The organism is Butyrivibrio sp. FCS014 (genome assembly GCF_000526935.1).
GTDB lineage: Bacteria > Bacillota > Clostridia > Lachnospirales > Lachnospiraceae > Butyrivibrio.
This window is the reverse complement of sequence record NZ_JAHA01000005.1, coordinates 1-21,749: the sequence shown is the minus strand read 5'-3', so window position 1 is coordinate 21,749 and position 21,749 is coordinate 1. Positions and strand designations below refer to the sequence as shown.

Here is a 21,749-nt window from a genome sequence, read left to right as displayed (position 1 = left end):
TTTATGAAATAACTAAAGCCCTCAGATCTATGATCTGGGGGCTTTTTATTGATATTATTGCTGTAACCGCAAGTTTGATATACTTACTGCTGTCCGGCAGTTCTGTTCATCAACATCTGTTCCAGTTTCTTATGGGCATCATATATATCCCTGTTTTTTTCCATATCCTTCTCTATAAGGCCTCTGATATACTTTGTTGCGGACATATTTGCCGCCTTGGACATATGCTCTACGTAATCTCTGTATCCTCTGATATCCAGCAAAAGGAATTTATCTTTTTCGTATCTGCTGGTGGACTTATCTACCTCTCTTTTGGGCTTATTTTCCATTTTATTAATTTCTGTCTGAACTTCCTCGATAATTTCCGATGGTGACTCAATAGGCTTGCTCTCTATTTCAGCCTTTGGTTCAATAGGCACAGATTCCGGCGCAGGTTCCATAATTGTACTAAGAATATCTTCATTCTTTGCCGGAGCCTCAATAACAGGCTCTGATTTCTTGACTGATTTGGTCGCTTTTTCTGTTTTTACGGTATCGCTTGTTACTTTATTGTCTGCTGTTGCCGCTTCTTCTCTGCCTTTCAGCGACTGCATATCTGCAAACAATCCTCTTCCGGTCTTTTTTGCGCCCATTTGCAATTTGTCTGCTTTACCCATCACTCATCCTCCTCAAGGAACTCATCTATAAAATCGTCATAATCTCTCGCAGCTGCCGATCCAGATGAATATTCAAATATGTCCATTTTCATCGTCTGAGCTTCTTCTACCGAAACATTTAATCTAATCTTGGATTTATATACCTTGGTTCCAAGAAGTTCCGCCTTTTCCTCAATATCATTGATCCAAATCTTGGAATTTGCTGTGTTTCTGACTTTAGTGACCAAAATTCCGTCAACCTTAAGTTTATCGTTTGTATACTCATGAATCTGATCTATAAACTTATACAGTCGACTTAATCCCTGTAAAGAATATGCCCCCGGTTCCAAAGGAATAACAACCTCATCAGCAACCGTAAGAATGTTCATTAAAACTACGCCCAACGCAGGGCTGCAATCAAAAATGCAGTAATCATACTTCTTTTTTAATTTCTTAAATGCTGTTTTAATAAGTCTTTCTCTTCCAAGATCATTAAAGGTCATATCTGCAGAAGCAAGATCAATCCCTCCGACAATGAGATCAAGATTCTCCGCAATAGGGATAATGGCTTTATTTATATCCTTCTCTCCCTTCATTACCTCGAATAGTTTAGCCGGTACATTTTCTTCAAAATATTTCTGTTCCTCCGGCGACAAGGCATCTATATCTTCAGGATCAGGGTCAATGTCATTAAGATCTATTCCTGCTGTCATTGATAAATTTTCCTGTGGGTCTGCATCAATTACAAGAACCTTATTCCCCCTTTTTGCAAGGCCAACAGCCATTGCATAACTGGATGTGGTCTTAGCAACCCCACCCTTCTGGTTACTAAAAGCTACTATTCGCATAACTCCTCCTATGGAACATATATGTGTTATATATATTATTTCCCTCAAGTATTATAATAGATTTTTTATTTGATTTCAATAAGAAATATGTAGTTTATATAATATATCTTTTATGAATGTTATATAACATATATGAGACATTTATATTGATTCTCTTTATTCTGAGATTTCTATAATATACAAGCCGGATGACCGCAGATTGTATATGTTATATATCAAATATAAATCATTTAGCATCTATATGTACTATTTTTACAGGTACAATACTTGAAATTTACTAAGAGCATTTGCGAATATTATAGATGTTATATAACATATTTTCAGTATATATTATGTATTTTATTTGTGGTCAGCATAATATTGACGGGAGCCAAACATTTTCTATTTGCTATATATTTATCCTTAATCTTACACTGGCAACTTAAACTAAATTCAATGAGTTATCGGAGCACTAAGTATAGTTATGTATATCATATATGTTATATATTGATATACTACTCTATTCCACATTTTTCGTTTATATTCCAACATTTCCGCATTACTGTTGATCAAGCTGACATAAAAGGCTCAGTGGCCAGCATTATATTCTTATATACTTTTTATTGGCGATACATATTATATATATCATATATGTCATTTTTTTTCATAGACTTTATTCGTGTATTATGTCTGCATATATGATATGTATGTTATGTATGTTATATATGTCATACTATTTATTTGACTTTTATAGTTTCTATTAGATATATCAGCAATATAATTATATGGTATTTGCATTAAATATGTTATATATCCCGAATATCCTATAGATGTATTATGCCATATATTACATACATCATTTGTATAATTATATATTATATATTTTTATTATATTTTATATACTAATTATGTTTTCTATATTTTATATATTACATGTATTTACTTTACATTTAATATATTAGATATTTTATTTGTATTATATTTTTATTATGATATAATTATATTATAGTACTAATATATATCATATTTTTCAGATGTGTTATTTGTAGTTTATAGCATGTATATTATATTTTTATTTTATAATATATTTGTATTTTATCTGTTGTATATTAAATATGATTGATATATAATACATATTATTCAATTGCCCAGGTGGCCTGGCGTAGTCAATTTCCAACTTAGCATTAAGATCCGGCAGCTTTTTGAGCCTTGCCACACAATACATTTTATACACTTACGCATAAGAATCTCTCAAGAAAACCAGGATCCCAGCTTCAGGATCATTGTGTGGAATTTAATCATTAATTATTATCAATTTTGTAGTGCTATTAATTGTTTTTCTCTGTATTGATTTTTGAGGGTATTAGTACGATAAATCTACTTGAATATATGATGGAATAATGAATTTTATAAAATTTATATAAACTATTTTTAGAAAATCGAGCAATTGCATGTTCATCTTGCATCAATATATATGTATAATCCCAGTAATAATGCGGGTTTATATCACATGCACCATTTATTGTCGGATATAATTACAGAATAATGCATTTTTTCTTGCATAATATTTGTCAGGAACCGTAAAATTGCATTACAATAACTCATGGTATTTATGTGTTTTAATCAACCTTTAAAGCCTTTATTAAATATAATTTTATTATTATAGAGTTTTTGATTTAAAATGCAACAAATTAAGATGAATAATTGATCTGTTCAGTCATTACATTTTACGCCATTCTTTTAAAATGATCCCGTTTGTTATTTCTTTACTATATCTATTGTAATTTTATAATATATCGCTCATCCCTCATATGCCTAATTTATTTAATTATTCACATTGATATGCACACCCAAGCATCAGATTTTATGCATTTTATTAAGTCTTATTTTAATATCTTATGTTATTATTTATATGTACTAATTATGTGATTATTTAACATTCTATTTCCATATTATTTGTTAATTTTTAAAATCTATATAGCATCTCCAACGATGCATTAATTTAAAGTTCTAAAAAGTATGAGTTCAAATGATATTCGAAGAATATATAAGCATAGCTGCTCAAATATGTAAAAGTATCAATATATGATTATTCGCTGCTTTATCCGATCACTATTATTGATATGAGTATTAGAACTGAATAAAAGATCTTTTTGGGTTCAATTAAAGACCAGAAGCTCCAAAACCATTCATAAATCTGACCTATGGAAAAATGATCTACCATACTTTACTGCAGTACTTACTTCAGGGATTACAATATAAACCATACTGAAAGCATTAAAAGCATTAAAAGCTTGATAGCCTATTATTTTATATAATATTTGGCCATCTGTTCTAAGATAGGAGCAGATGGTTATTTTTATGTGACTTTGTGTTGTTTTATTTTTATATATAAACGACAATTCTTTTATTAATTAGATAGGCGTGAAAATGCGATAAATTCGCGGTTTGTTGCAGTTAAGAGTGACTAAAACAGGTATATAAAGTGCAGTAAAAAGGTACGAGAAGTGTATCAAACAAGTATTTAAAGTGACTAAAAAGGGCGCACCCGGGATACCGTAAAAGTGACATGAAAGAGGAAATACAAGTACCATAAAGGGTATAAAGGGTGACTAAAAAGGGAAGTCGTATATAGTGGATGGAATTTTAAGTTATAAAAAGTGGATCACGTATCAGAGCCTTGTATCAAGCGGCTTTTACGGATTATATCCTGAATAGAAGATAAGAAAGGTGTACAAAAAGGGAATGTAAAGTGATGCAAAAGGGCGCACCCGAATAGCATTAGTATATATGATTAAAGAAGCATAAGAAGAATCATTTTTGCCATATATATATTTGAGATCTGTAATATAGTCCTGAAAGAGATAAGTGACTAAAAAGGGAAGATAAAGGGATTCATATTGGGCGGTGGGTGACTAAAAAGGGAACGGCATAAGCGATAAATTATACTAAAGGTGAACAAAAAGGGAAGATGTGAAAATAAAAGTGACCAAAAAGGGAAATGAAAGGGCTTAAAGGTGAATAAAAAGGGAACGGGCAAAACAAAAAAATGCAAATTATGATGGGCTTGGGAAAGGTGACAAAAAAGGGGACAAAAATGACCGTATTATATTAATCTAAAAAGTCAATTTTGTAATCAAGTATTAAAATCCCATGTAAACGGTGACAAAAAAAGGAAATGTAAAGTTGACTGTATTAGTTAACTATTTTTGGTATTAAAACATCCATAAAGCCACAAAATATAGTGATTCTACTATTGAAAGTGACAAAAAAAGGAATATAATAATCGTAAGGGCAGTAAAAAGGGAAGAGCGTTTCAGCACTTTTTTCTCTAAATAATGTCAAAGGTGATTAAAAAAGGAATTTGGGGTGGCTTCATGCAGCAGGATGAAAAAAGGGAACAGCTTATTGTAAGAAATAAAACTTACCAGAAGTCTAATGAGCTTATCAATGCCATGGGCAAAGGAACGGCACTGAGCCAGAAGCTCTTTGCCATCGGTATGCAACATATAGTTATTGACGAGACCAATAATGCTGTTGCGACAATATACGGATCCGATTTAAGAAAGATGTTTAATTCCAACTCCGGGTCATTATATGAACATATTGAGGCTCTCTGCGACAGCCAGGTCAAAGGGACGTCAACTATTTTTGACTGGAAACTGATGATGAAAGATAAAGAGAACGGTAAGATTGAGGTTCATCAGGTTGTAACAGACGCCTCTTTTAAAAACGGTACTTTAAAACTCAGGTATAATAATTCCCTTACCGATAAAATTGTCAACCTTCAAAAGGGTTATACCATTCTCAGCCTGGAAGAGACGATCAGCTTAAAGAGTGTATATTCGCTTAGATTATATGAGATGTTAATGTCTGCATATGATCGCAAAGAATATATTACAAAGATTTCCGGGGAGCATATATTTGAGTTCATGCTTACGGAACTCAAATTAGATCTTGGAATTATTAATTCCGGGGGATCAAAAGAAATAAAGACTGAGCTTGAGAAACAAAATCCTGATTATGACAGAATTGAGCTTCTGGCAGAGAAATCAGGGCAGACGATGTACAAAGAATATAAGATTTTTAATAGAAACGTACTGTCCAAGGTCAGAGACGAGCTGAATAAGAAAACATCACTGATCGTGGAATATGAGCCAATCAAAAGCGGTAGAAAGACAGTTGGGGTAAGATTTTTTGTTAATAAGAAGTCTGCAGTAAAGCAGGAACCGGTAAAACTCAGTGCTGAAGTTAAAGATGATATTCTTGATGAATTATATGAACTCATGCATGCAGATTTTAAACTAAAGGAAGTTCGTGAAATAGCAGAAGAAGCCGACTATGACTGCGAAAGCATAAAACTTGCATACGAATATATGCAGGATTATCCTACAACAATTGAAATTCCCATTGCTTTTATGAAAGATTGCATTAAAAACAAGTATTATCTGAAAAAAGCTGAACCTAAAAAGCCACGCAAGGGCGGATTTATGGGATTTGAGCACCGCGAGAACTTAGACATGGATGACCTGGAGAAGATGCTTTTAGATAATTGATATATATTATATAACATATATCAATTTAATAATGGAGATTGTATGGAAAGAATAGTGGCGAAGCTTCTGATATATGGTGATTTGCCGGAGGATGAAATACTCACGCAGCTGTCAATGGTTTACCGTGATTATCATATGGGGGGCTATAATAAGGAGAATCTGATAGCCAGGTGTTACAAACAGATAAAGCGTCTTCTGGAACTGGGGACAAGGTGTGCTTTTGACAAGAATTTATGGCACAATTATCTGACTTATCTTCTTGTTATGGACGAGAATCCATTTAGCCTTACCTGCGAGAAAGTTGGGAGTAAGGACGGAAGTGTCAACCACTTTGCAATTAATGATTTTCGCACTTTCAAAGAGCTGTTTGACTTTGATTTTTCAGAAATTGAAGAAGAACTGGGAATAGATTGTTTCAGTTGCATAACAAATTATAAAGCTATCGACAAGCCTGAACTTATGTATAACGGGAATGTAAGCGAGAAAGTGAGAAGACTCAGCGATGAACTTGAAGATTCGGCTGATGAAAAAGAGTTTTTTGACCGCGTTACATCTTTTTATAAAGATATAGGTGTCGGTGCTTTTGGCTTGAATAAGGCTTTCCGCATAAGAGAGAGTGACTCCGGGCAGGTTTTGTTTAATCCTATCAGCAATATGGACAAAGTCATGCTGGATGATCTTGTGGGTTACGAGATTCAGAAGAAAAAACTCATAGATAATACCAAAGCGTTCATCTTGGGCAAAAAAGCCAACAATGTCCTTTTATTCGGAGACAGCGGAACAGGTAAATCCACAAGCATTAAAGCGATTGTAAACCAGTTTTACGGTGACGGTCTTAGAATGATAGAAATTTATAAGCATCAGTTCAGGCTGTTATCACAACTTATAGCTCAGATTAAGAACAGAAATTACAAGTTTATTATTTATATGGATGATCTTTCATTTGAGGAAGACGAAATAGACTATAAGTTCCTGAAAGCTGTTATTGAAGGTGGTGTAGAGACTAAGCCGGATAACATTCTTATTTATGCCACATCAAACAGAAGGCACTTGATTCGTGAGACATGGAGAGACAGGAATGATATGGAGCAGAATGCAGATATTCACAGATCTGATACCATGGAGGAGAAGTTGTCGCTTGCCAATCGATTCGGTGTAACTATCGGTTATTACAAGCCTTCAAGGCAGGAATATCACGACATAGTATCAGAACTGGCGGAGCGCTATGGAATATCGATGCGGGAGGAAGAACTGTTTTTGGAGGCAGACAGGTGGGAAATGAACCATGGAGGGCTGTCAGGAAGAACCGCACAGCAGTTTATCACTCATCTTTTGGGGAATATATAAGATATATAACATACATAGGATGTATAGAATATATTTGATAAATAAAATCCAGGGATAACTTCCCTGGATTTTAAGGATTCCATTTTAAGTTTGGACAGTCGAAGGCGCAGCCCTGTAGTGAATTATTGCGAACTTCACAGGATGCATTGCGGCATTCCCTGCATTTAAATGTATAATGATATGAGTATCTGATTTTGCAGGTCTTGCAGCAGAAGGGATTAGAACTGTTTCTTGCAATAAAAGATCGTCCGCACCCCATGCATGTGATCATTATATTATGGGCCATATCGCACCTCCTATATATAATTATTGCAGAAAACAAGACATATTCAATAAAAATGTAATAAAATGATAATAAAATATATGATTTTACGTAGCTGGAGAAGAACAGATGCATGAAATGAGCTATATTTCCCGTATGGTGTCTCTGGCCATAGAAGTTGCACAGGATAATAATGCTAAAAAAGTCAAAGAGATTGAGGTACTAATTGGCAAGACCAGTGGAGTTATGCCATATTATATGCACAAGTATTATCCTGATGCGGTTAAAGGAACTATCCTGGAAGGCGCAGAACTTATTTGCAGAGAGGTGCCGGTAAAGGCTCTTTGTGAAGAATGTGGCTGTGAGTATTTTCCAAACAAGGATAATAGATATTTGTGCCCTGAGTGCGGAGGAAGAAAAGCACATATCATTGAGGGCAAAGGAGTAACCCTTAACAATGTTGTCATAGAAGACTGAGAGGGAAACATTATGAGAACGTTATATTTGGAATGTAAGATGGGTGCTGCCGGTGACATGCTTGCGGCTTCACTGCTTGATCTTTTTGAGAACAAGCAGGAATTAGTGGCAAAGCTTAATGACATTGGTATCCCGAAAGTAGAATATGTCCTTGAGGAAAGTACAAAGTGTGGGATAGTGGGAAGACATCTTTCCGCGCTTATAGAGGGAGAAGAGGAGCACGCAGAAGATGCATCTGATCATGAAAGCGGTCACAGTATAAAGGGTGCAAATGTGAATGAGGGCAGCTACCATCACGCGCAGCATACTCTCTACGACATTGAAGAAATAATTGAAAACTTGAGATTATCAAAAGAGACCAAGAGCGATATTCGTGAGATATATCAGCTTCTTGCAGAAGCAGAAAGCAAGGTTCACGGACAACCCGTATCTGAGATACATTTTCATGAAGTAGGAGAGTTGGATGCTATTGCTGATATAGTAGCGGTGTGTTGTCTGATGCATGAACTCGATCCGGACAAAGTGCTGGTTTCGCCTGTGAACGTAGGCGGAGGAAGCGTAAAGACCGCACACGGAATACTTCCGGTTCCAGCTCCTGCTACAGCAGAGCTGTTGAAAGAGATTCCAATATATTCATCGGATAATACAGGAGAGTTGTGTACACCTACCGGAGCAGCACTGCTTAAGTATTTTGCTTTTGAATTTTCATCCCAGCCTGTAATGAGGGTAAATAAGATAGGATACGGAATGGGCAAAAAGGATTTTGCTCAGGCGAATTGTGTTAGGGCTATCTTGGGCGAAACAAGTGAAGAGCTTGAACGCATTATCGAGCTGTCCTGTAATATTGATGATATGACTCCTGAAGAAGTGGCATTTGCTACTGAAAGGCTGTTTGAAGCAGGAGCGGTCGAAGCATATACAATATCGATTGGTATGAAAAAGAACAGGCCCGGAGTATTATTGGTTTGTATGTGCCATGAAGACAGCAGAGATGCGATTGTTAAAACTATATTTAATCACACTACTACCATAGGAATCCGGGAGAATCTATGTAACAGATTTGTTCTTTCCAGAGAAGTAAAGACTGTGGATACGCCATACGGGCAAGTCAGAGTAAAAAAAATCCTACGGATATGATATAAAAAGAGAAAAGGTTGAATATGATGATCTGGCCGGGATAGCCAGAAGAACTGGCAGGTCGATCATGAGTCTGAGAAAAGAGATAGAGGATATTATAAGAGAGTAAAAAAGTCTAAGCCGTAATCCGGCTTAGGCTTTTTTGTCAAATATTCAGTTGGCAGATATAAGTTCAATTTTTACCTGTGAATGCATCAGGGTGTCGTCGACTGACTGCTCTCCGCTAATATATTTAACAAGCTCTGCTCCAAAGACATCTTCAATCTGAGACCATTTGGCAGTCCTTGGTCTAACCCGTGAATTATTTGTTCCGTTATAGATCTGCTCAAAGTAAGGGTATTGGGCAATGACTTTTTTGTCTTTAAATATGCTCTTCCTTGTGGGAATACCTCCGTAAACTAATGCTTCTCTCTGGACTTCTTCGCTGGTGAGATAAATGGCTAGCTGCAGAGCAAGTTCCGGATTCTTTGAATTGCTGGTGACACCTATGAGCCAGTTACCAATCTCGCCTGTGGCGCAGGGGTCCGAGGATGGTGTTACCTTCCCGGGTATTGGGGCAATAGATGCAGACGGCCCGCTTCCTGTAATAAACCATGAGGGCCAGCCCAGAGCAATGGCAGCATCACCTTGCGAAATAGCGGAAGTAAGAGCGTTTTTATCATAATTTGCACCGGTGCCATATAGGCTTTTGAAAAATACCAGGGCTTCTTTAGCCTTAGGCGAGTCTATTACAACCTTGCCGGTTTCATCGAACAATTCACCCCCGAATGCCCATAATATAGGGAGAAAGTCTGAAACGATAGGATTACCCGCCTGACCTCGTATTACGTATCCCATTTTTCCGTTTCTTTTTGCGTTTTGACAAATAGATAGTATATCGGACCAGTTGTCTAAACGGGGATCAGCTCCTGTAACAGTCTGATTATAAAAAATGAGCTGGACATTTCCTGAGAATGGAAGCGCATAGGTGGCGCCAAGAGGATATGGATCCTTTCCGAGAAGTCTGGATTTTTCCACAAAGTCTTCGTCATCAGAATATCCTAGCTGAGTGAGATTCCAAAGAACATTTTTTTCAATATATTCCGGCATCAACGGATCATCTATCATAATAACATCGTACATTCCTTCGGCGTTATTTGCGTCATCAATGATAGTGTCTCTAAGTTCCTTGGCGTCAAGAGATACGATATTCACTATACAATTGTAATCTTTTTCAAACTTGAATTTTACGGCGCTTATGATTTCTGAATGAGATCCATCTCTGGCTGCGATAGTTATTGTGTTTTTTTGGCCGGCGCTTTTCTGACTAAGACTTTGTGAATTGGCGCATCCAATCAACGATAACAATAAGATTAAAATGCATATAATCAATATTGCATTTTTCCTTTTTATCATATCTTCCTCCGATAAATCAGTATCCAGTATACCTGAATGATAGCATATCAATTTAATAAATGTGTTAAAAATTAGGTAATTTAGTATTAAATTTCGCATATCGTTTGTGAGAAAAAGTGTAATTATAGCACTAAATATATACGCTTTGTAGTATAATTATCATGGATAAATTCAAACATTATAACAACAAGGAGAATAGTATGCCGGCCAACAATAACGAAGGAAAGATAGGATATCTGCCGATGGTAGAGTTTGCTCCGAGTGATATTTTGTACATGCTTAAGGACTTACCGGATGCATGTTGTATTTTCAAAGTATTGACTGATCCGTTCGGTACAGTTAAAGATATGTTATTTTTGTTTGCCAACGAGAAATATGCTGCCATGACAGGAACAAAGACAGCTGAGCTGATTGGCTCGACATTTTATAAAACAGTCAGAAATCATGATGAGGACTGGATCAAATTCAGTTATCAGGCTGCTATTTTGCGTCAATCATCCATAAACAGAACATATAACAGTCAACTGGATAAATGGTTTGACTTCTGGGCTGTTCCGGTTTATCAGAAAGGGTTTTGCGCCTTTATTATTCATGATGCCACTGCTGAGAAAAGAGATTCTGAAATCAGAGCCCGTGAATCTAATACCAATGAACTTGTGATTGAGTGTGCCAAAGCTGTGTCTACATCGGACTTTGGTAAAGGAATTAAAAGAGCACTTAAGATTGTTGGTCAGGCCCTTGATGCTGATATGGTCTATGTTGTCAGAACTAATGGAGAGAAAGTTGAAAAAATGTATGAGTGGGTAAGCAAATCCTGCTCGACAGATCTGCCGGCCAGAAAGATGTTTGAAGAGTTTGAAATGGCCAGGATATTTAACGGCGTTCTAGGGGATAAAACAGTATTTTTCAGAGATGATATGACGGCGGTAATGGATACTCAGCCTGAGCTGTATTCAAAATACCTTGCAGGGCAGGTGTCGAGATATATGGTGGCAGCTTTGAAGGATAAAGAGGAGATACTGGGCTATCTTATTGCAGATAACTATTCCCTTGAAAAGCAGATTGAGACGGTTCGTGCAATGGAAACAATCGCTATGTTTGTAGGTACGCAGCTTAAAAATCAGTTGCTGAAGGATGAGCTGGTATTCCTGGGAAGTCACGATGCGCTGACAGGACTGGGTAACAGGCACGCGCTTAATAAAGCAATTATATCGCTTTCCAGCCAGACATCTCCGGTAGGAATATGTTATACAGATATAAACGGATTGAAATTGATAAATGACGAGAAGGGTCATGAAGCCGGAGACCAGATAATTATTGATATAGGAATGATGTTTGGGAGCATATTCAAAAAGAAGTATTGTTATAGGATTGGAGGAGATGAGTTTGTTGCAATCGTTCCGGATATAGAAAAAGAAAAGTTTGAAGAATTGATTGCTAAGATACTATTGAAGAATAGTAAGGAAGTCTCTCTTTCGGTAGGCTATGCCTGGAGTAAGTCTTCCAAAGGAATAAATGACCTTATAAAGAAGGCAGATGAGGCAATGTACAGAGAAAAAGCCAGTTTCTATGAGGAACATGACAGACGACAGGTTAACAAACACTAGAGGTTAGTAATCTATGGACAAGAAGCTTATAGAGCAATATCTTATGGATGGTTTTACTCTTTCAAATGATGATCTTCCCATGGCCAATATGGAGTTCAGAGGCGAAAGAGTGATTGTTGTACAAGCCAATGAGGCCTATATTAATGAGCTAAAATCCATAGGAGTGCCTTCGCTCGAGGTGGCAGAAGGATTCTTTAACAGCGCAGAACATGGAGTTCACAAAAAATTCATTGAGTTTCGAGACAAATGTTTAAAGTCCGGAAAAGTAGAAACAATGGACTTTGTAATACGAGGCAAATATATCGAAATCAGCATGTACTGTGAAGAGGTTAAAGATAGCATACGATATGTTAAGTGTAAAGTTATCTTTTTTAACTTATCAGAGCATGACAGGTCCGAAGTCGAAGCTGAGAGAAAGGAAGCATTGCAGAATCTTTATTCTCTGTATGATTACATTAATGCTCTGGATCTTAACGGCAACAAGATCAGGAGGCTGTATAATTCCGTAGATAATGAATATAGGCTTGGAGTTTATGATTTTGACTCTTACCTTGCCAATTATGCTGAAGCCCACATTCATCCTTCTGAACGAGAAGCTTTTCTAAATGATTTTGACAGAGAACAGATTGTACGGAGATTTCGAGAGTCAGGTAAGCGTTTTCTCATCTCTTTCTATAAAACCGCTTTGCTGGGGGATGATTACAAATGGAAGGCCTATATCATTATGCGGACGAACCTGGAAGAGGAAAATATGGTCTATTCATGTGTCCGAGGAGTGGATGCTTCCATGGAGCATGTACTTATCAGGGATGATTATGTCCGGCTCATAAATGAAATGCCTCTGGCCTATGGCATTTTTGAAGTTGATGGCGAGGATGTTGATAAAATATATGACATAAAATGTATGTTTGCCAGTAAAAAGTTGGATGAGCTAATGGGAGTTAAGCTGGCAGACAGCCCGGGGATATCTGTTTACGGAAAAGAGATAATGCATAATCCGGAGCTCGTGGAATATGTGTACAAAGCCGCATATAAGAATGAGAACGGAAAAGTGTCATATTTTGCAGAGCACAATGACAAGTGGGTTCTTGCCAATACAAGTCAAGCTGCGGGTAAGGGCAGATGCGCCGTCATATTTGAGGACATTACAAAAGAAAGACTTACCAGCGAGAGGATTGGACGAGAATGGAGAACAGATGACCTTATAATAGCCTGCACGAAGTTACTTCATGGCGGCCTTCCGTTTGATGAGGCAGTGGATGCGGTATTTGATAAGATAGGAAATTCCATTGGAGCAAGAAGGGTCTACCTTGTGGAAAGCAGGGATGACGGGAGTGTATATTCCGAAACTCATGAGTGGACAAGTGCATCTACCAAGCCGGCCATAACAGCTTTTCAGAATATGAAAAGAGCGGATATGCTGAACTGGGAAAATGAGTTTGTTGGTGCAACAAGCCTGGTTGTAGACGATGTAGAGACATTAAAAAGCGGCCATAAAAAGATATATCAGATACTGAATGACTTTGGGGTTCACAATATTGTTGAGGTTCCGGTGTATGATAATGCTCAACTGGCTGCTTATCTTGGGTGCACTGATTATTCAAACAGTAAAGGCCTTGATGTCAGAGAATTGTTCGATACTATCTCCTATTTTATTACTGCCGAATATAACAGAAGAAGGCTGATGAGAGAGATCGAGAGAAAGAGCACCTATGACGGACTTTGCGATGTCAGAAACCGCAGCACGTTGGAACGCGCTATCCGGGTTTTAAAACATGGGGTTGATACTTCAGTTGGGGTTATATATGCAGATGCTAACGGCCTAAAGATAGTTAATGACACAAAAGGTCACGAAGCCGGAGATGAACTCTTAAAGCGCCTGAGCAATATTCTGGTTTCGCACTTTGGTGATGAATATGTATATAGGGCCGGTGGCGATGAATTTGTGGTAGTTTATCCTCATTCCACTAAGGCTGAATTTGAAAAGAGATATAAAGAGCTTGCAGAAGACTTTGGAAAGGCAGAAGACCTTTCGGTGGCGCTTGGAGGTAGCTGGACCGCTCATTCCGAAGAAGTATCAGAGCTGCTTAGGGAGGCGGATAAGAAAATGTACGAGGATAAGGCAAATTACTATAAAAAGAACAATCGAAGAAGGCCTAGATCCGATTAATAAAAAAACACCCCTTCGCCAGTCAAGGCGAAGGGGTTTGTCATCAGATACCTTATATATTATGCAAGAGAAGCAGTGATGATTGCCATTGAGTAAACCTCAATAGCATTGCATCCTCTTGAAAGGTCATTGATAGGAGCATTCAGTCCCAGAAGAATAGGGCCGTATGCCTCAAAGTTACCCATTCTCTGAGCAATCTTGTAGCCGATATTGCCGGCATTGATGTCAGGGAAGATGAAGGTGTTGGCATGACCTGCTACTGAAGATCCGGGTGCTTTCTGCTTAGCTACACGAGGAGAAACAGCGGCGTCAAACTGAAGCTCGCCATCGATAGGAATCTCGGGGTATTTCTCCTGAGCTTTTCTGGTTGCGTTCTGCATCTTTGTAACTGTATCATCCTTGGCTGAGCCCTTTGTAGAGAATGAAAGGAATGCAACCTTGGGGTCTACACCGAATCTCTGAGCGCAGTTTACGGTCTCTCCGCAGATTTCTACAAGCTCGTCCTCGTTGGGGTTGATATTGATGCCGCAGTCAGCCATCGCAATGACTTCGTTCTCACCGGTAGCTGAAGGACGAACAAGGATGAAGCAAGATGAAACGATGGTATTTTCGGGCTTGGTCTTGATGATCTGGAGCGCAGGTCTTACAGTATCAGCTGTAGAGTAGGTTGCACCGCCAAGAAGACAATCGCCAAGTCCCATCTTAACAAGCATTGTTCCGAAATAGTTGGTCTGCTTGAGAATAGGAATAGCCTTTTCGGGAGTCATTCCCTTGCTTTTTCTGAGCTCGCAGAACTCTGCAACCATCTCGTCGAATTTGTCGTAGTTTTCAGGATCGATTATCTCGGCGCCTCTGATATTGTATCCGGCATCTTCAGCAGCCTTGTTGATCTCGTCTACATTTCCGAGAAGAATGGGCTTAATGAAGTTTCCGGCAAGAAGTCTTGATGCGGCCTCGAGAATTCTGGGATCAGATCCCTCGGGAAATACAAGGGTTTTGGGGTCTTTTTTAAGCTTTTGAATCATATCGCCAAATCCGTACATTTATTTATCCTCCTTAATATGTATCAGACATTTGCTGCTTTGTAAGCGCATACATGCAAAAATGCGCAAGTCGTATTATAGAACAATAAATATTAAAAAAGTTTGATTTCGCTCAAGAAATCTTGATTGTTTTTTAACTAACATTTAAAATATTAATAAGAAGGGTATACTTATGGTATACAAGGAGAAAAGACTATGAATATGAATCCGATGATGATAATGCAATTACAGCAGAGAATACAGACTTTTCAGCAGGAACATCCTAAGGTTCTGCCTTTTTTGACTGCAATTAAAGATCATGCCCTTGAAGAGGGTACGGTTATAGCTATGAAAGTTACAACGAAAGATGGGCGAACTCTGGAATCCAACATCAAGCTTACGGCTAACGATATCGATACCATAAGAATGATGATGGATCCGGAGGGTCAGTGATCACAGGTTTTTAATGTATTGATCCCCTGACTTAACAAAATCGTATTTTTTCAGATATTCGCTGTTAAGGGTATCGGGGCCGCTATAGGTCACAGCCTTGATTCCCTGCCTTTGCAGCTGAGAGAATAGAAAGCTTCCAATGGAGAAGTCGCGATATTCGGGGGTTACATAATCCAGGCGGGTTTCAATAACAGAATTTTCGTCGGGATTTCTTTTGCCCACGTAAATGCCGCAGGGGGCACCTTCATGACATATAATGAAGGCAGTATTCGCATCGGAAAAGTCCAAGGACGTATTTGGGAAGAATTTGAGTATATCTTCTTTTAATTTATCAATTGTATAAGTAAAGAAGGAATCCACAGTTGAGACGGATACAAGATCGTAGCTTCTGGTGGATTCTTTTGTATTACTCATCTTAACCAGATGATAAATGTTGATGAGAACAAGGCAAAGGTTCATGATTGCTGTGGGATATGAATGGATGATGAAGGCATAAACAGTAAATATAATGCTTCCTATTGAATTCACTATCCTCAGCTTTACAACCGATACCATGAGAAAAGAAATCAGCACTAATGCAGATCCTGTGTATCCGATCGCTTCAATTATCATTTTATTTGTCATATCAATCCCTCTCGTAAGAACAGTTTTTACTATAATAAATGTTATCAGAATACATCTTTTTACGCAATTAGGCATGATAAGTGGATTGATAGATTGTTAATTGGTAAAAAACTATGATAAAATAAAATACATGAAAATTCTTTTGCCATAGTGACGGGTAGTTCGTATAAATTTACAGAATACAATACAACTGCTTTTCACAGGAGGCGCATATGAACAAAATAGCAAGATTGTTTGATTATCAGAAATATGAATCCAATTCAGAACTAGCCGACATTATTAGTGATGTTGAGTCAAGATACCCCGACAAACGCCGGGCACTTTCGGACGATGAGCTGGAGTTTGTTGCTGCAGCAGGGATACCTGACCAGGCTGGGATGAAAGAACTAAGGCCCAAGGAGAAGAATAAGGCGGGTGTGGTATCAAACCCAATTATTCCCGACAAGAGGCCGTAAACACTAGGAGTTTCTAATGAGCGGGGCACTTTCCAAGGAAGAGATTTACCTACAGTATAAAGATAAGGTTTTTGCGTACATCAGAAATCACGTAAACAGTCCCGAGGACGCTGAGGATCTTTGTGCGGATGTATTTGTAAAGATATATCAGAAGCTGGATACTTACGACAGTTCAAAAGCAAGCATTTCCACATGGATCTATTCGGTGACAAGCAATACGGTTATTGATTTCTACAGGACTAATCACATCCATTCCGAAATACCGGAGGATCTGACGGATGAAAGAAGTACCGTAGAGGAAGAGGTCCTCAGCCAGGAGAACCTCTCACTTCTTGCGAAAGCTTTAAAAGATCTGCCTCAGGAACAGATGGATATCATAGTTCTTAGGTATTACAAAGGATATACTCTCCAGGAAGTGGCAGAGCTTATGCATCTGTCTTATGGAGTGACCAAGCTAAGACATAGAGAAGCGCTGGGCAGACTCAATGAGATGCTGGCGTCATAATAACAAGTATTGCACAAGGAGGGGTCATGCGTTACGTTCAATCTGAGCATATCAAAATTGCCAATCTTGAAACCAAGATGGACACAGCACAGGAGCTGATTGAGAACTATATCTTTGATGTGGGTCTAAAGGGAAAAGGTGCTCTTAGGCTTAAACTGTTGTCTGAAGAGGTACTCAGGCTTGCAAAGTCTATTATGGGATATGGATTAATGGAGTTCTGGGTAGAGGGAAATTCCAGAGTTTCATACATATATCTCACAGCAGATAATCATATCGACAAGTCCAAACAGGAAGAGTTGATTTCAGTATCGACTACCGGCGAGAACAGCATGGAACAAGGCTTTTTCGGAAAGCTGGTGTCCATGTTCACAATGGAAGCTCCGGGAGCCGAGAAATGGTCTCTGAAGGATTATGAGGAAGAACTGAGGCACAAAAAAGAGGAAGACAAGTATTCACAGGAAGCATGGGCAGATCTGGAGAGATCGCTCGTTGCTAAACTGGCTGATGATATTGAGGTGGGTATTAATAAGGATAAGATAGAGATGAAGGTTACCAAGGATTTCTCCGAGGCCCTAAGTGCTATCGGTTCCAGAAAGCCCCAAACCCAGACAGAGTATACTTTTATCGAAAGTACCAAGCTGGATGAAGCAAAAACTCTGGAAAAGGGCGATGACCTTATAGAAAGCCTGCAGCTTTCCCCGAAGGATACGCTTCATATGAAGCTTCTTTTTGAGGAAACCCTGGGAATGCTAAAGTCTATGACTATGGACTATCATGCTGAAGTCTGGTTCGAGAAGTATAAAGAAGAATGTGCTTTAAGGTTAACAGGCAAGACAGAGATGGATGCCTCCAAAAAGGACAGTCTTCTGAAAATCGCAACAGACAAGGAAAACACATCTGTACATGGCTTTATGGGCAAGGTAAGCGATATTATCGAGAATAGCCTTCTTAACTATTCAGAAGTTATGAGTTTACAGCAAAAATATGGCGGCGGGTACGTAAATTATGGTACCATGGGTATGTACGGAAGCGTAGAAGGAATGGCTGATTCCGGTATTATGTGGTCGTTATACGAGTATAAGGACGCGCTGACGGATGCCCTGGATGGTAATGACAGCGCAAAAGAAGCCTGGGATGAGTTGGAGAAGTCCATCGTAGCTAGTCTTGCGAAAGACGTCCTTGTGGGTGTTAAGGGCGATCGAATAGATATAACAATAGTTTATGACCTTAATTCATGAATCTTATTTAGAGAGGAGACACTTTTATGACTATCAACAAAATTGCAAACGGAAAAGACCTTACAGTAGCGTTGGAGGGAAGACTTGATACTACAACTGCTCCACAGTTGGACGACGAGCTTAAGACAGCTCTCGAGGGAATAGAGAAGCTTGAATTTGATTTCTCCAAGCTGGAATACATCTCATCTGCCGGATTGAGAGTTCTTCTCTCAGCTCAGAAGGTGATGAACAAGCAGGGTAGCATGGTCATCAAGAATGTAGGCGAAGAGATCAATGAGATCTTTGAAGTAACCGGATTCGTCGACATCCTTACAATCGAGTAAAACAACCCAATAAGCAAGAGGCCTGGCCTTTTGCTTATTGTTTTATAGGACTGATTGAATGTCAAAAAGTATTTTTTAGAGAGGGAAATGAGGAATGAAAGAATCTTTGCAGAATGTGTTTATCAGAATATGCGCGGTGCTATTGATAGCTTGCGTAGTCGTGTCCAGTATTACAGCGGTTCAGATCATCAGAGTATATGCTGAAGAGGGCGGCGATTATCCGGAGAATACTATTGAGGAAACTGTTCCGGAACCTGTTACAGAACAGGAGGTTACTGAACCTGAGCCTGAGCGTCAGCAGGAAGAACAGTCAGATCCGTTTGATAATTATGATTTGACCTGCTATACACCAAATGTGGATTTTGGCAGTGTGTATCAGGGAACCAGCATAAGCGATAAACAAATAGGTATAGTTAACATCGGTCTTACAACTATACCGCTTACTTGGGAAGAATTTGATGAGAGTACGGCTTTTGACGTTGCTCTCGTAAAAGGGGAGAGGGATCTTGAGCCCGGAGCAACAACGACATTTTCAATTAAGCCCAATACGAATCTTCCTGCAGGTAAGTACACTGCAAAGTATCAGTTCTTTTCACTTAACGATTACAGGCGACATCACAGAGCGGAAGTTCTTGTAACAATGACCATTAAAGCAAATGAGCCATATGTTTCAAGCGTCGATATCACTCCCGGTTCAGTTTCGCTTCCGACAGGAAAGAGCTATAAATTTCAGGCTGCTGTTTCGGGTGGTAATGGATATAATGAAGCCGTTGTATGGTCAATAGCCGGGACAGCAGAGTACCGGTACTACTATAAATGGTGATGGACTTCTTCAGATAAGTAGTGATGAAACATCCGGTTCTTTTGCGGTCATAGCTACATCTGTTCAGGATTCATCAGTAACGGACAGTGCCATCGTAACTATAAGTGCAGTAGATCATTATGTATATGTTGGCGCAAACCCCTCTGAGGGCGGAGCTGTTGCCGGCGGAGGAGCTGTAAAAGACGGCGGAAGCTGTACTATTTCCGCATCTCCCAATAATAACTTTAATTTTGAAGGGTGGTATGAAGGAAAGGCTCTTATTTCAAATGCAAGGCAGGTTACCATTTCAAATATTAAAGAAGACAGAAATATTGAGGCTGTTTTTTCAAGAAACACTTGTTATGTAAGAACATCAGTAAACATCGGGGGACGGTGGGAACCATTACAGACAGTGCCAGCGTACCTTATGGCGGAAAGATAACGCTTACCGCCAAAGCAAAGGCAAACTATTCCTTTGGAAGGTTTTTGTAGAGAATGGCAAGACCATCAGCAAAGCTTCTTCATTGGAGCTGAATAATATTACAAGTGACAGGAACATCCAGGCTGTATTCAGCAGGGATAAATGCCAATGTTAATGTATCGGTTTATCCTTCAGGATACAGGAAAATACGAAGGTGCAGGCACCTATAACAAGGGAACTAAGGTTGAACTCAGAGCACAGGCATATGATGGATATGAGTTTACAGGATGGACCATAAACAGTCAGGTTGTATCGAGGGATGCCAAGTATACTATCAATGAGATTAAGAGCGACATAAATGTTGTTGCAAACTTTAAGAAGAAGAATGCCACGACATATAAGCTGGTTTCCGGCATTACCAATGCGGGAGGATCCATCATACCAAGCGGGCGATTATTTGGTTCCTGAGGGGGGCAAGTCTGACTTACAACATGGTTCGCAGGCTGATTATAACATATCTGCTGTTATTATTGACGGAAAGAATATAGGTGCTGTATCTAGCTATACTTTTCAACAATATTCGCGGCGGGCATACCATTACAGTAAGCTTTGAGAAAAAACCTGCACCCGCACCGCAGCCTTCCTCTAAAAACTCTCAGACTGCTAAATCGGCAAACACCAAGAAGGCAGAGCCTGTCCAGAAGACAGAATATAATGAAAAAACTGCTGCAGAAGGTTGCTGTTCCCGAGCAGCAGATCATTGATGCCGAGGTTCCGAAGCAGGGATAGTCTTGAGGGCGAGGAAATATGACGAGGATGTTTATACGCCGGCAGATGAAAGCCCGACAACAGACGGCCACCATCGTTACAACAGGCGTAATGGCAAGCATAATTCTTGACGAGGAAACCGTTAAGGAGACTTATCAGGGATGACGCTGTATATCCTATGCTCAGAGAGGCATTTGAAGACGGAACATTGCAGATAACAATCAATAACTCTTATGCGGAAAATCCTCAGGAAACATCGGAAGAGCTGTATTACAGCAAGCCGACACTGCTTAATTTTGAGCGTGTAGTTGCTGAGACGCTCTCTGATGACGAGAAGTTTGCTGTGCTTACCGGTACGCCAATATCCTTTAATGTGGATATCAGCGAGAATTCCGAGTATGTTGATACTTCCATTAAGTCGGCCATGCAGAAGAAGGTTGGATATAAGGCAATCACCTATTTCGACTTCCTTATCATGAAGACAAGCGACGGAACATCATCGATCATCAATAATACTGCAGCGGAGCTGGAGGTTATGATTCCGATTCCTGAAGAGTATCAGAAGGCAGGAAGAAAGTTCTGTGTGCTCAGATATCATAATGGATCTGTAGATATACTGGATGATATTGGAACAGATGACCCTACAACCATTACATTTAAGACAGACAAATTCTCAGAATATGCGATTGCATATGAGGCGATTAATATAAATAAACTGATCATAA

The 21,749-nt window shown here is 38.9% G+C and carries 21 protein-coding genes; 16 read left to right on the top strand and 5 right to left on the bottom strand.

Going from position 1 to position 21,749, the window contains the following annotated elements; all coding sequences use genetic code 11:
* Positions 1-83: 83 nt before the first annotated feature.
* Together T456_RS0103585 and T456_RS0103580 are read right to left on the bottom strand one after the other, a co-directional pair.
* Positions 84-656, bottom strand: a complete 573-nt coding sequence (locus T456_RS0103585) for a hypothetical protein (protein WP_024864946.1) — start codon at positions 654-656, stop codon at positions 84-86.
* Positions 656-1,483 carry a ParA family protein gene (locus tag T456_RS0103580; RefSeq protein WP_024864945.1) on the bottom strand — a complete coding sequence of 276 codons (828 nt, stop codon included), beginning with the start codon at positions 1,481-1,483 and terminating at the stop codon, positions 656-658. Before T456_RS0103580 ends, T456_RS0103585 begins: the two co-directional genes overlap by 1 nt.
* A gap of 3,356 nt (positions 1,484-4,839) precedes the next feature.
* On the opposite strand from T456_RS0103580, the gene T456_RS0103575 reads away from it, so the two are divergent.
* The 4 genes from T456_RS0103575 (at position 4,840) to larC (ending at position 9,241) form a co-directional block, all read left to right on the top strand.
* Complete coding sequence (locus tag T456_RS0103575) at positions 4,840-6,018, top strand: replication initiation protein (protein ID WP_081748978.1); 1,179 nt, start codon at positions 4,840-4,842, stop codon at positions 6,016-6,018.
* A 42-nt stretch (positions 6,019-6,060) separates the two neighbouring features.
* Positions 6,061-7,365 (top strand): ATP-binding protein, encoded by a 1,305-nt coding sequence (locus tag T456_RS0103570; RefSeq protein WP_024864943.1) that lies wholly within the window; start codon positions 6,061-6,063, stop codon positions 7,363-7,365.
* Between the two features lie 391 nt (positions 7,366-7,756).
* Complete coding sequence (hypA, locus tag T456_RS0103565) at positions 7,757-8,104, top strand: hydrogenase maturation nickel metallochaperone HypA (RefSeq protein ID WP_024864942.1); 348 nt, start codon at positions 7,757-7,759, stop codon at positions 8,102-8,104.
* 12 nt (positions 8,105-8,116) lie between these two features.
* On the top strand, positions 8,117-9,241 hold the full coding sequence (gene larC, locus T456_RS19100; protein ID WP_330369680.1) for a nickel pincer cofactor biosynthesis protein LarC: 1,125 nt from the start codon (positions 8,117-8,119) through the stop codon (positions 9,239-9,241).
* Between the two features lie 153 nt (positions 9,242-9,394).
* Here the strand turns inward: larC and T456_RS0103555 are convergent, their stop codons facing one another.
* Complete coding sequence (locus T456_RS0103555; RefSeq protein WP_051464963.1) at positions 9,395-10,636, bottom strand: extracellular solute-binding protein; 1,242 nt, start codon at positions 10,634-10,636, stop codon at positions 9,395-9,397.
* A 200-nt stretch (positions 10,637-10,836) separates the two neighbouring features.
* Here T456_RS0103555 and T456_RS0103550 point away from each other — a divergent pair, with 200 nt between their 5' ends.
* Together T456_RS0103550 and T456_RS0103545 are read left to right on the top strand one after the other, a co-directional pair.
* Entirely contained in the window at positions 10,837-12,243 is a 1,407-nt protein-coding gene (locus tag T456_RS0103550; RefSeq protein WP_024864940.1) for a sensor domain-containing diguanylate cyclase, read from the top strand.
* Between the two features lie 13 nt (positions 12,244-12,256).
* On the top strand, positions 12,257-14,413 hold the full coding sequence (locus T456_RS0103545) for a sensor domain-containing diguanylate cyclase (RefSeq protein ID WP_024864939.1): 2,157 nt from the start codon (positions 12,257-12,259) through the stop codon (positions 14,411-14,413).
* A gap of 59 nt (positions 14,414-14,472) precedes the next feature.
* Here the strand turns inward: T456_RS0103545 and pta are convergent, their stop codons facing one another.
* Positions 14,473-15,456 carry a phosphate acetyltransferase gene (gene pta / locus T456_RS0103540; RefSeq protein ID WP_024864938.1) on the bottom strand — a complete coding sequence of 328 codons (984 nt, stop codon included), beginning with the start codon at positions 15,454-15,456 and terminating at the stop codon, positions 14,473-14,475.
* Positions 15,457-15,651: 195 nt separating this feature from the next.
* Between pta and T456_RS0103535 the strand changes: the two genes are divergently transcribed.
* Positions 15,652-15,888: a hypothetical protein gene (locus T456_RS0103535; RefSeq protein WP_051464962.1), complete on the top strand. Its 237-nt coding sequence runs from the start codon at positions 15,652-15,654 to the stop codon at positions 15,886-15,888.
* Here the strand turns inward: T456_RS0103535 and T456_RS0103530 are convergent, their stop codons facing one another.
* Positions 15,889-16,587 (bottom strand): YgjV family protein, encoded by a 699-nt coding sequence (locus tag T456_RS0103530; protein ID WP_081748974.1) that lies wholly within the window; start codon positions 16,585-16,587, stop codon positions 15,889-15,891. It abuts the gene before it with no gap.
* Positions 16,588-16,724: 137 nt separating this feature from the next.
* Here T456_RS0103530 and T456_RS0103525 point away from each other — a divergent pair, with 137 nt between their 5' ends.
* From T456_RS0103525 to T456_RS19095, 9 genes are all read left to right on the top strand, one after another.
* Positions 16,725-16,967: a hypothetical protein gene (locus T456_RS0103525; protein ID WP_024864931.1), complete on the top strand. Its 243-nt coding sequence runs from the start codon at positions 16,725-16,727 to the stop codon at positions 16,965-16,967.
* Between the two features lie 16 nt (positions 16,968-16,983).
* The gene (locus T456_RS0103520; protein ID WP_024864930.1) at positions 16,984-17,472 is read left to right on the top strand and encodes an RNA polymerase sigma factor; all 489 of its coding nucleotides are present in this window, start codon (positions 16,984-16,986) and stop codon (positions 17,470-17,472) included.
* Between the two features lie 26 nt (positions 17,473-17,498).
* The gene (locus tag T456_RS0103515; RefSeq protein ID WP_024864929.1) at positions 17,499-18,710 is read left to right on the top strand and encodes a hypothetical protein; all 1,212 of its coding nucleotides are present in this window, start codon (positions 17,499-17,501) and stop codon (positions 18,708-18,710) included.
* A gap of 26 nt (positions 18,711-18,736) precedes the next feature.
* The gene (locus tag T456_RS0103510) at positions 18,737-19,033 is read left to right on the top strand and encodes an STAS domain-containing protein (protein WP_024864928.1); all 297 of its coding nucleotides are present in this window, start codon (positions 18,737-18,739) and stop codon (positions 19,031-19,033) included.
* Between the two features lie 94 nt (positions 19,034-19,127).
* Complete coding sequence (locus T456_RS0103505) at positions 19,128-19,856, top strand: hypothetical protein (RefSeq protein WP_024864935.1); 729 nt, start codon at positions 19,128-19,130, stop codon at positions 19,854-19,856.
* Complete coding sequence (locus tag T456_RS24285; RefSeq protein WP_442855973.1) at positions 19,846-20,277, top strand: InlB B-repeat-containing protein; 432 nt, start codon at positions 19,846-19,848, stop codon at positions 20,275-20,277. Before T456_RS0103505 ends, T456_RS24285 begins: the two co-directional genes overlap by 11 nt.
* Before the next feature lie 141 nt (positions 20,278-20,418).
* Positions 20,419-20,724, top strand: coding sequence for an InlB B-repeat-containing protein (locus T456_RS0103495; RefSeq protein WP_155838013.1), 306 nt, complete (start codon positions 20,419-20,421; stop codon positions 20,722-20,724).
* A 339-nt stretch (positions 20,725-21,063) separates the two neighbouring features.
* Positions 21,064-21,189: a hypothetical protein gene (locus tag T456_RS23355; RefSeq protein WP_278246913.1), complete on the top strand. Its 126-nt coding sequence runs from the start codon at positions 21,064-21,066 to the stop codon at positions 21,187-21,189.
* Positions 21,190-21,202: 13 nt separating this feature from the next.
* Positions 21,203-21,749, top strand: a 547-nt coding sequence (locus T456_RS19095) for a hypothetical protein (RefSeq protein WP_035801152.1), incomplete at its 3' end; no start/stop codon positions are given.

Bases quoted from the DNA above. Each gene is read 5' to 3' on its own strand.
- T456_RS23355 (WP_278246913.1), top strand. From the start codon at position 21,064: ATGACGAGGATGTTTATACGCCGGCAGATGAAAGCCCGACAACAGACG.
- T456_RS0103530 (WP_081748974.1), bottom strand. From the start codon at position 16,587: ATGCCTAATTGCGTAAAAAGATGTATTCTGATAACATTTATTATAGTA.
- T456_RS0103510 (WP_024864928.1), top strand. From the start codon at position 18,737: ATGACTATCAACAAAATTGCAAACGGAAAAGACCTTACAGTAGCGTTG.
- T456_RS0103585 (WP_024864946.1), bottom strand. From the start codon at position 656: ATGGGTAAAGCAGACAAATTGCAAATGGGCGCAAAAAAGACCGGAAGA.
- T456_RS0103505 (WP_024864935.1), top strand. From the start codon at position 19,128: ATGAAAGAATCTTTGCAGAATGTGTTTATCAGAATATGCGCGGTGCTA.
- T456_RS0103580 (WP_024864945.1), bottom strand. From the start codon at position 1,483: ATGCGAATAGTAGCTTTTAGTAACCAGAAGGGTGGGGTTGCTAAGACC.
- T456_RS0103570 (WP_024864943.1), top strand. From the start codon at position 6,061: ATGGAAAGAATAGTGGCGAAGCTTCTGATATATGGTGATTTGCCGGAG.
- T456_RS0103525 (WP_024864931.1), top strand. From the start codon at position 16,725: ATGAACAAAATAGCAAGATTGTTTGATTATCAGAAATATGAATCCAAT.
- T456_RS0103535 (WP_051464962.1), top strand. From the start codon at position 15,652: ATGAATATGAATCCGATGATGATAATGCAATTACAGCAGAGAATACAG.
- T456_RS0103575 (WP_081748978.1), top strand. From the start codon at position 4,840: ATGCAGCAGGATGAAAAAAGGGAACAGCTTATTGTAAGAAATAAAACT.
- pta (WP_024864938.1), bottom strand. From the start codon at position 15,456: ATGTACGGATTTGGCGATATGATTCAAAAGCTTAAAAAAGACCCCAAA.
- hypA (WP_024864942.1), top strand. From the start codon at position 7,757: ATGCATGAAATGAGCTATATTTCCCGTATGGTGTCTCTGGCCATAGAA.
- T456_RS0103545 (WP_024864939.1), top strand. From the start codon at position 12,257: ATGGACAAGAAGCTTATAGAGCAATATCTTATGGATGGTTTTACTCTT.
- T456_RS0103515 (WP_024864929.1), top strand. From the start codon at position 17,499: ATGCGTTACGTTCAATCTGAGCATATCAAAATTGCCAATCTTGAAACC.
- T456_RS0103555 (WP_051464963.1), bottom strand. From the start codon at position 10,636: ATGATAAAAAGGAAAAATGCAATATTGATTATATGCATTTTAATCTTA.
- T456_RS0103495 (WP_155838013.1), top strand. From the start codon at position 20,419: ATGCCAATGTTAATGTATCGGTTTATCCTTCAGGATACAGGAAAATAC.
- T456_RS0103550 (WP_024864940.1), top strand. From the start codon at position 10,837: ATGCCGGCCAACAATAACGAAGGAAAGATAGGATATCTGCCGATGGTA.
- T456_RS0103520 (WP_024864930.1), top strand. From the start codon at position 16,984: ATGAGCGGGGCACTTTCCAAGGAAGAGATTTACCTACAGTATAAAGAT.
- larC (WP_330369680.1), top strand. From the start codon at position 8,117: ATGAGAACGTTATATTTGGAATGTAAGATGGGTGCTGCCGGTGACATG.